Raw genomic sequence first — 8,120 nt, 5'->3', positions numbered from 1 at the left:
AAATCTTTGATAATTGTTTGATATTCCATTGTAAGTGATGGGATTTAGCGATATACTGTAAGTGGCTCATTTGGACTAACCTCCTGTTTGTTTGGTCACTTACAGTATAGTCCTTTTGGGCTTTTTATTGTATTCTGAGAGTAACTAGCACCACGAGTATGTATTAAAATTTTTTTAGTTTGTTACCAAATCAAAAACAGCAGAATTCGCATCTAAAATAATCCATTTAAAAAAAGCTAGGAAAGTAATATTAGCATCACCTTCCTAGCCTTGTTACTTCTTATAGTAACTTTTTCTATTTCTGACTACACATGATTACATCTCATTGAAATCCCAGACATCATCCACCCATCCTTGGTAGAAATCAGGTTCATGGCAGACCATAAGAATCGAGCCTTTATAGGCTTGCAGGGCACGCTTTAATTCATCCTTGGCATCGACATCCAAGTGGTTGGTCGGCTCATCCAAAATTAAGACATTATTCTCACGATTCATCAAGAGACAGAAACGCACCTTGGCCTGCTCTCCCCCTGACAGGACTTGAATCTGGCTTTCAATATGTTTTGATGTTAAACCACAGCGAGCAAGGGCCGCACGAATCTCTGCCTGATTCAAGGCAGGGAAGGCATCCCAAACTGCCTCAAGTGGTGTTTGACGATTCCCACCAGCCACCTCTTGCTCAAAATAACCAATTTCCAGATACTCCCCCTGCTCAACCTGGCCACCCAAAGATGGAATCAAGCCTAGCAAACTTTTTAGTAAGGTTGATTTTCCTATTCCATTTGCTCCGATGATGGCAATTTTCTTATTGCGCTCAAAGGTTAGATTTAGTGGCTTGCGATTGAGAACGCGGTCATAGCCGATTTCCAAATCCTTGGTCTGAAAAATAAAGCGACTCGGCGTTCTCGCCATTTTGAAATCAAAGGAGGGTTTTGGTTTTTCAGCCTGTAACTCAATAACCTCCATTTTATCGAGTTTTTTCTGACGAGACATGGCCATATTACGAGTAGCAACACGAGCCTTATTGCGGTTGACAAAGTCCTGAAGATCGGCAATTTCTTTTTGCTGGCGCTCATAGGCTGCTTCTAGCTGGGCACGCTTCATGGCATGTACTTCTTGGAATTGATAGTAGTCGCCTGTATAGCGGGTTAACTGTTGATTTTCCACATGGTAGACGATGTTAATCACATCATTCAAGAAAGGAATGTCGTGGGAAATCAGAACAAAGGCATTTTCGTAGTTCTGCAAGTAACGTTTGAGCCATTCGATATGCTCTGCATCCAAATAGTTGGTCGGCTCATCAAGAAGCAAGATATCTGGCTTTTCAAGCAAGAGCTTGGCCAATAAAATCTTAGTCCGTTGTCCGCCAGATAACTCGGTGACATCACTATCCATCCCAAAGTCCATGACTCCTAAAGCACGAGCCACTTCATCAATCTTGGCATCCAAGGTATAGAAATCACGGCTTTCCAGACGGTCTTGGAGCTCACCCACTTCTTCCATTAGGACATCCATATCAGCTCCCTCATCTGCCATCGACATGTAGATTTCGTTGATCCGTTCTTCCGTTTTAAACAGCTCATCGAAGGCGGTCCGCAAGACATCACGCACAGATTGCCCCTTCTCGAGTTTAGCATGCTGGTCCAGATAACCTGCCGTCACATAGCGGGACCACTCGACTTTTCCCTCATCAGGCAACATTTGCCCTGTCACAATGGACATGAAGGTTGATTTTCCCTCACCATTTGCCCCGACTAATCCGATATGCTCACCCTTGAGCAGGCGAAAGGACACGTTTTCAAAAATGGCACGATCCCCAAAGCCATGACTTAAATTTTTTACTTCTAAAATACTCACGCCTTCTCCTCTCTTATCATCCCTACACCAAAGGAAGTTTGAGACGGTGATTGGATCCCAAACTTCCCTTTATTTATTGTCCCGTCGTAAAATGACAGCTCTCTTAGTCAATACCAATCTCCGCTCTCACCACATCTGCAATGGTGTCTACATAGTAGTCCACTTCTGCATGAGTTGGTGCTTCTGCCATAACCCGTAGGAGCGGCTCTGTCCCACTTGGACGAACGAGAATACGACCGTTACCAGCCATCTCAAGCTCCATTTTTTCAATAATCACAGCAATTGCTTCAACTTCCATCGCCTTATCTTTCATGCTGTTTTCAACACGAATATTGACCAATTTTTGTGGATAAATAGTCACTTCACTAGCCAGTTCAGACAGGGATTTTCCAGTTTCTTTCATGATTTTGGTCAATTGAACGGCTGTCAACTGGCCATCACCTGTCGTATTGTAATCCATAAGGATAACGTGACCAGATTGCTCACCACCAAGATTATAGCCTGATTTGCGCATTTCCTCGACCACGTAGCGGTCGCCAACAGCCGTTACAGCTTTGCCAATTCCTTCTCGATCTAAAGCCTTATGGAAACCGAGGTTAGACATCACTGTTGTGACAATAGTATTTTGGGCAAGAAGTCCGTGGTCCGCCAAGTATTTACCAATGATATACATGATGCGGTCACCATCAACCAACTCCCCTTTTTCATCAACTGCAATCAAGCGGTCGCTATCTCCGTCAAAAGCTAGACCAATTTGGCTACCTGTTTCTTTGACGAGTTCCTGTAAGGCTTCAGGGTGGGTTGAGCCGACACTGTCGTTGATATTGAGCCCATCTGGTTTTTCGGCCATAACGACCAATTGGGCGCCCAAATCTGCAAAAACCTGACGAGCAGAGGTACTAGCTGCACCATTTGCTGTATCAAGAGCCACCTTCATTCCCTCTAAATCAAATCCAGTAGAAACAAGAAATTCTTGGTATTTTCTAAGACCTTCTGGATAATCGACCACATCTCCCAAACCTTGAGCAGACGGACGAGGTAGGGTATCTTCTTCCGCATCAAGGAGTGCTTCAATTTCTGCTTCTAAGGCATCATCTAACTTAAAGCCATCACCTGCAAAGAATTTAATACCATTATCTTGGGCAGGATTGTGACTAGCTGAAATCATGACACCTGCACTTGCTTTTTCAGTCCGCACCAAATAAGCCACACCAGGAGTCGCAATCACACCTAGCTTATAGACATGGATCCCAGCAGACAAAAGTCCTGCTACTAGAGCAGATTCCAACATTTGTCCTGAAATGCGCGTATCACGTCCAACGAACACACGTGGTGTTTCTGTTTCATGTTGACTGAGGACATAGCCACCAAAACGACCTAATTTAAAAGCTAATTCTGGTGTTAATTCCGTATTCGCTTCCCCACGAACACCGTCTGTTCCAAAATATTTTCCCATGATAAATGATTTCCTCTTTCCTATTTTGTTTTTACAATCGTCGCTTGTAAGGTTGCGTCATCTTGTGATAAAACAACTGGTAAGACATTTCCTTTATTGTCCACCGCCTGAATCGTTGCTGTTCCTGAAAAATCACTAGATAGGTCATCCGCATCTGGGACAATCGCCTCAACTCTCTCAATGTGTGCCATCGTATCTTCGTCTGTTGTCACTTTTACAGATGATACATTGACGGTTACTTTTGATAGACTGTAACCTTCCGCCAATTGATTATTGGTAACGACTCCTTGAACAGCATAATTTTTACTAACTTTTTTTCCAATTTTGACAGTTATATTTTCTGGATTTAGCTTCGCTTTGACACCTGTCGGTAAATTAGAAGTGATTAAATCAACTGTATGAGTACCATCTGTCAAATTACTCAAATCTGCACTAACCAAAAATGTCCGAGTTGCTTCATCTGTTTCCCGTTGCAAAATAACACGATTTGAACTCGTTAAAGCAACCGATACGGTAGACGAAAATCCTGAGATAAAGAATTTCTCACTGTCATATTTGATTTCAATTGGTACATTGCTAAGAGTATGTGTGTAGGTCTCTGATTCAGTTACTTGCTTGATTGGCTTTGATGCTGAGATCGAATTTTTATAGTTGGTCGTCGTTGCATAAAAAAATAACACAAGCGCCATGAGAGCAGACAGTAATAAATGAGCTACTTTTTTTAATTTATCTTGCATTCTTTCCACCCCCTAAGCGGCTGAACCAACTCTTTCTATTCACTTCTTCAGGAATAAAGAGACGACGCAGTTCCTCTTCAAAATCTTCTATGCTCAATCCATGCTTAAACAAGCCATTATAGGCGACTGAGATACTTCCCGTTTCCTCCGATACAATAAAAACAAAAGCGTCAGAGACCTCTGCCAAACCAATCGCTGCGCGATGTCTAGTACCAAATTCTTTTGAAATTCCCGCACTTTCAGTCAATGGTAAATAGGCACACGAAACAGCTATTCTATTTTCTTGAATAATCACTGCTCCGTCGTGTAATGGCGTATTTGGAATAAAAATATTGATGAGCAATTCACTAGAAACATCTGCATCAAGCTGAATGCCTGTCGAACAATACTCACGTAAGGTTTGCGCTCGCTCGACTGCGACTAAGGCACCAATTTTCCTCGGTGCCATATAAGAAACGGATTTGACAAAAGCCTGTATTAGCGCTTCTTCTGCACTCAATTCTACACGCGCAAATAATTGGGTCGTGCGGCCAAGTTTTTCTAAGCTAGTCCGAATTTCAGGGGCAAAAATGACTACTCCAGCGATAACCCCATAGGTAATCACCTGATTCATCAACCAAGAAATGGTTTGAAGCCCCAGTAGTGTTGCCAAAATTTGGAAGAATAAAAAGAGAAAAACCCCACGAACTAAGGTCATAATTTTGGTGCCTGCTAAGGCCTTACTGAAACGATAAATGAGATAACTGACTAGTGTAATATCAACTAGGTGTAACAGGGCTGTCCAAGGGCTGACTAATAGACTTGACCAATAATTAACATCGAGTAACTGGTTGAGGTTGAGCATCTACTTCACAAACTTTCTATATTCTTACTGTTCACATTATACCACACATTGAAGCAAATTTTATGAAAAGACCCTCGATATACCCCCTCCAAATTGTCATCCTATTTATATTAACCTTAGAGAGATAGTGAATCCACAAAAGAAGCAAAATGAACCCCTCTTTTCAAATTGGTTTCTATAGTTGCCATCTCCATTCTAGAAAAAGGGAGCATTTTATGATAAAATAAATCCATGATGAAACTAAATACAGCCTTAGGGCTTCTTGCAGGAAAAACGTCTCAAGCAATTCTTAGTCAGCTCGGTCGTGGGACCACTCTGCCAGGAAAAATTGCCCTTCAATTTGATAAACACATTTTAGACAGTCTCGCAAAAGATTATGAAATCGTGGTCATTACAGGGACTAATGGAAAGACACTCACCACCGCATTGACGGTTGGTATTTTAGAAGAAGCCTTTGGAGCCGTAACAACCAATACCAGCGGAGCCAATATGTTGACTGGGATTACCGCCACATTCTTGTCTGCTAAAAAAAATAAAAATGGCAAGAAAATTGCAGTACTCGAAATTGACGAAGCTAGTCTAGCCAAGGTAACAGAATTTATCAAGCCCACTCTGATTGTCTTTACCAATATCTTCCGTGATCAGATGGACCGCTACGGCGAGATTTATACAACTTATCAAATGATTGTGGACGGAGCTGCTAAGGCACCTAAAGCTACTATCCTTGCAAACGGGGATAGTCCGCTCTTTCATTCGACCAAGTTGGTCAATCCGGTAAAATACTATGGCTTTGCGACAGACGAACATGCGCCACAACTCGCTCACTACAATACCGAGGGAATCCTTTGTCCGCATTGCCACCATATTTTGCAGTATAAGATGAATACCTATGCTAATCTTGGTAGCTACATCTGTCTTTCTTGCGGTTTTGCTCGTCCAAAATTGGACTATGCCCTCAGCGAGCTAAAAGAAATTAACCATGTATCTTCCACCTTCGTCATCGACGGACAAGAGTACAAGATTAACATCGGAGGGCTCTATAATATTTACAATGCCCTTGCGGCAGTCAGTGTCGCAGAATTTCTAGGTGTAACTCCCGACATCATCAAGGCAGGTTTTGATAAGAGCAAGGCGGTCTTTGGTCGTCAAGAAACCTTCCGTTTAGGAGACAAGGAGTGTACTCTCGTCTTGATTAAAAATCCAGTTGGTGCAACACAGGCTCTTGAAATGATTCGCTTAGCTCCCTACGAATTTAACCTAGCTGTCCTACTCAATGCCAATTATGCAGACGGTATTGATACTAGCTGGATCTGGGATGCGAATTTTGAACAAATAATGGATATGTCCATTCCTCATATCATCACAGGAGGAGCTCGAGCATCTGAAATTGCACGAAGATTACGAGTGACAGGCTATCCAGCAGAAGCGATTGACCAGCATGAAGCAATGACAGATGTTCTCTCTGCTATTGAAAGCAGTCCTACCCAGCATACTTATATTCTTGCTACCTATACTGCCATGCTAGAGCTACGCGATATTCTTGCGCAACGGCAAATCGTTGGAAAGGAGATGAAATAATATGGTGTATACATCACTTTCAAGCCCAGCCAATGACTACACCTATCAGCTCAACATCGCTCATCTCTATGGCGATTTGATGAATACCTACGGCGACAATGGAAATATCCTCATGCTCAAGTATGTTGCGGAGAAATTAGGAGCCAGTGTTCAGGTTGATATTGTCTCCTTAGAAGATTCCTTTGACAAGGAATTTTATGACATTGCCTTTTTCGGTGGTGGTCAAGACTACGAACAATCTATCCTTGCAAAAGATTTACCGACTAAAAAAGAGGCACTCGCTGATTTCATTGAGCAGGACGGTGTAGTTCTTGCCATCTGTGGTGGTTTCCAACTGCTCGGACAATACTATATCGAAGCTGGTGGCCGCAAGATTGACGGACTAGGCATTCTCGGTCACTATACGCTCAATCAGGTCAATAACCGCTTCATTGGGGATATCAAGATTCATAACGAAGAATTTAACGAGACCTACTATGGCTTTGAAAATCACCAAGGACGAACATTCTTAGCCGACAACCAAAAACCGCTTGGAAAAACGATTTATGGACATGGAAACAATAATGAAGACGGCGGTGAAGGTATGTACTACAAAAATACTTTTGGAAGCTACTTCCATGGCCCAATCCTCTCACGCAATGCCAATCTTGCCTACCGCCTCGTGACAACTGCCCTCCGTAATAAATACGGTCAGGACATGGTACTTCCGTCTTATGATGACATTCTAGCTCTTGAAACACCTGAAGAATACGGTGATGTCAAAAGTAAGGCCCGTTTTGAAGAAGAATAGGAGAACTTCATGAAAACAAAACTGTACTACATCATCGTCCTACTATTGATTCTACTCATTGCTAGCTTATCTCTTGCCAATATGGAAACTGTCAAGGTCAGCTATCTCTTTGGCACTTTCCAATTACCACTTATCATCTTGATTCTGATTTCAGTCCTACTTGGTGCCATTATAGCTAGTCTTCTTAGCATGGGAAAACACTTCTCCATCAGGGGTGAACTAAAACAAACCAAGAAAGAATTGGCAAACCAGAACCAAGCCTTTGATGAAAAGATAAAGCAAGTTAATCTGACAGAAAATCAATTGGAATAATTCCAAATAAAAGGACTCACTCGCCTACTATAATGAAAAAGTAGGCGAGTCTTTTTTAACGTCCTGCCTCATTTTTTAGTTTCTACTCCTCCCATATCACGACAAACGCATGAAGAAAGTTTCGTTTTCAGATAACAGTTTCATAAACTAAGTTCGAATCCTTTGCTATACTAGAGATAGTGGAGGATTTTGTTATGAATGAGATACTGGATTTCTTGATAGGTGTCCGTGATGATAGAGAATCCTGGAAAATTAAGCACACATTGTCAGATATTGTCTTGCTTATTTTCTTTGCGCGTCTATCAGGTGCAGAATATTGGGATGAAATTGAGGAGTTTGGGACTGCCTATGAGTCTTCCTTGCGAACCGTGTTGGAGTTAGAAAATGGGATTCCGTCTCACGATACGCTGCAACGAGTTTTTGCGACTCTAGATCCTCAAGTTCTAGTAGAAGTGACACAGATGTGGTCTGCTCTTCTTGAAGAGGCAGAGGTATCAGCTAAACATTTTACTCGTTTTTCGAAACGCCTGATAGCCATTGACGGAA

Annotated in this window: 8 protein-coding genes; 4 read left to right on the top strand and 4 right to left on the bottom strand. The window is 42.1% G+C overall.

Translation table 11 applies throughout. The features are described from left to right. Positions 1-315: 315 nt before the first annotated feature. From ABPH35_RS09635 to cdaA, 4 genes are all read right to left on the bottom strand, one after another. A complete protein-coding gene (locus ABPH35_RS09635) occupies positions 316-1,857 on the bottom strand; it encodes an ABC-F family ATP-binding cassette domain-containing protein (RefSeq protein ID WP_349989527.1) in 1,542 nt (513 codons plus the stop codon). Between the two features lie 103 nt (positions 1,858-1,960). Continuing rightward, positions 1,961-3,313, bottom strand: coding sequence for a phosphoglucosamine mutase (gene glmM / locus ABPH35_RS09630; protein ID WP_349989526.1), 1,353 nt, complete (start codon positions 3,311-3,313; stop codon positions 1,961-1,963). A gap of 20 nt (positions 3,314-3,333) precedes the next feature. Then, on the bottom strand, positions 3,334-4,050 hold the full coding sequence (locus ABPH35_RS09625; RefSeq protein ID WP_349989525.1) for a CdaR family protein: 717 nt from the start codon (positions 4,048-4,050) through the stop codon (positions 3,334-3,336). Next, positions 4,040-4,894 carry a diadenylate cyclase CdaA gene (gene cdaA, locus ABPH35_RS09620; RefSeq protein WP_349989524.1) on the bottom strand — a complete coding sequence of 285 codons (855 nt, stop codon included), beginning with the start codon at positions 4,892-4,894 and terminating at the stop codon, positions 4,040-4,042. Before cdaA ends, ABPH35_RS09625 begins: the two co-directional genes overlap by 11 nt. A gap of 234 nt (positions 4,895-5,128) precedes the next feature. Between cdaA and murT the strand changes: the two genes are divergently transcribed. The 4 genes from murT to ABPH35_RS09600 all read left to right on the top strand — a co-directional run. Then, positions 5,129-6,472 carry a lipid II isoglutaminyl synthase subunit MurT gene (gene murT / locus ABPH35_RS09615; RefSeq protein ID WP_349989528.1) on the top strand — a complete coding sequence of 448 codons (1,344 nt, stop codon included), beginning with the start codon at positions 5,129-5,131 and terminating at the stop codon, positions 6,470-6,472. Between the two features lies 1 nt (position 6,473). Next, complete coding sequence (gatD, locus tag ABPH35_RS09610) at positions 6,474-7,262, top strand: lipid II isoglutaminyl synthase subunit GatD (RefSeq protein ID WP_349989523.1); 789 nt, start codon at positions 6,474-6,476, stop codon at positions 7,260-7,262. 9 nt (positions 7,263-7,271) lie between these two features. Next, a complete protein-coding gene (locus tag ABPH35_RS09605) occupies positions 7,272-7,574 on the top strand; it encodes a lipopolysaccharide assembly protein LapA domain-containing protein (protein ID WP_349989522.1) in 303 nt (100 codons plus the stop codon). A 194-nt stretch (positions 7,575-7,768) separates the two neighbouring features. Then, a partial coding sequence (locus ABPH35_RS09600; protein ID WP_349988583.1) for a transposase family protein occupies positions 7,769-8,120 on the top strand: 352 nt, incomplete at its 3' end.

The organism is Streptococcus handemini, assembly GCF_040984445.1.
In the GTDB taxonomy this organism is placed as follows: domain Bacteria; phylum Bacillota; class Bacilli; order Lactobacillales; family Streptococcaceae; genus Streptococcus; species Streptococcus handemini.
The sequence above is the reverse complement of the archived record's forward strand: the minus strand, read 5'-3'. Positions and strand labels throughout refer to the sequence as shown.

Coding starts and splice junctions, on each gene's coding strand:
- gatD (WP_349989523.1), top strand. CDS start 6,474: ATGGTGTATACATCACTTTCAAGCCCAGCCAATGACTACACCTATCAG.
- glmM (WP_349989526.1), bottom strand. CDS start 3,313: ATGGGAAAATATTTTGGAACAGACGGTGTTCGTGGGGAAGCGAATACG.
- cdaA (WP_349989524.1), bottom strand. CDS start 4,894: ATGCTCAACCTCAACCAGTTACTCGATGTTAATTATTGGTCAAGTCTA.
- murT (WP_349989528.1), top strand. CDS start 5,129: ATGAAACTAAATACAGCCTTAGGGCTTCTTGCAGGAAAAACGTCTCAA.
- ABPH35_RS09625 (WP_349989525.1), bottom strand. CDS start 4,050: ATGCAAGATAAATTAAAAAAAGTAGCTCATTTATTACTGTCTGCTCTC.
- ABPH35_RS09605 (WP_349989522.1), top strand. CDS start 7,272: ATGAAAACAAAACTGTACTACATCATCGTCCTACTATTGATTCTACTC.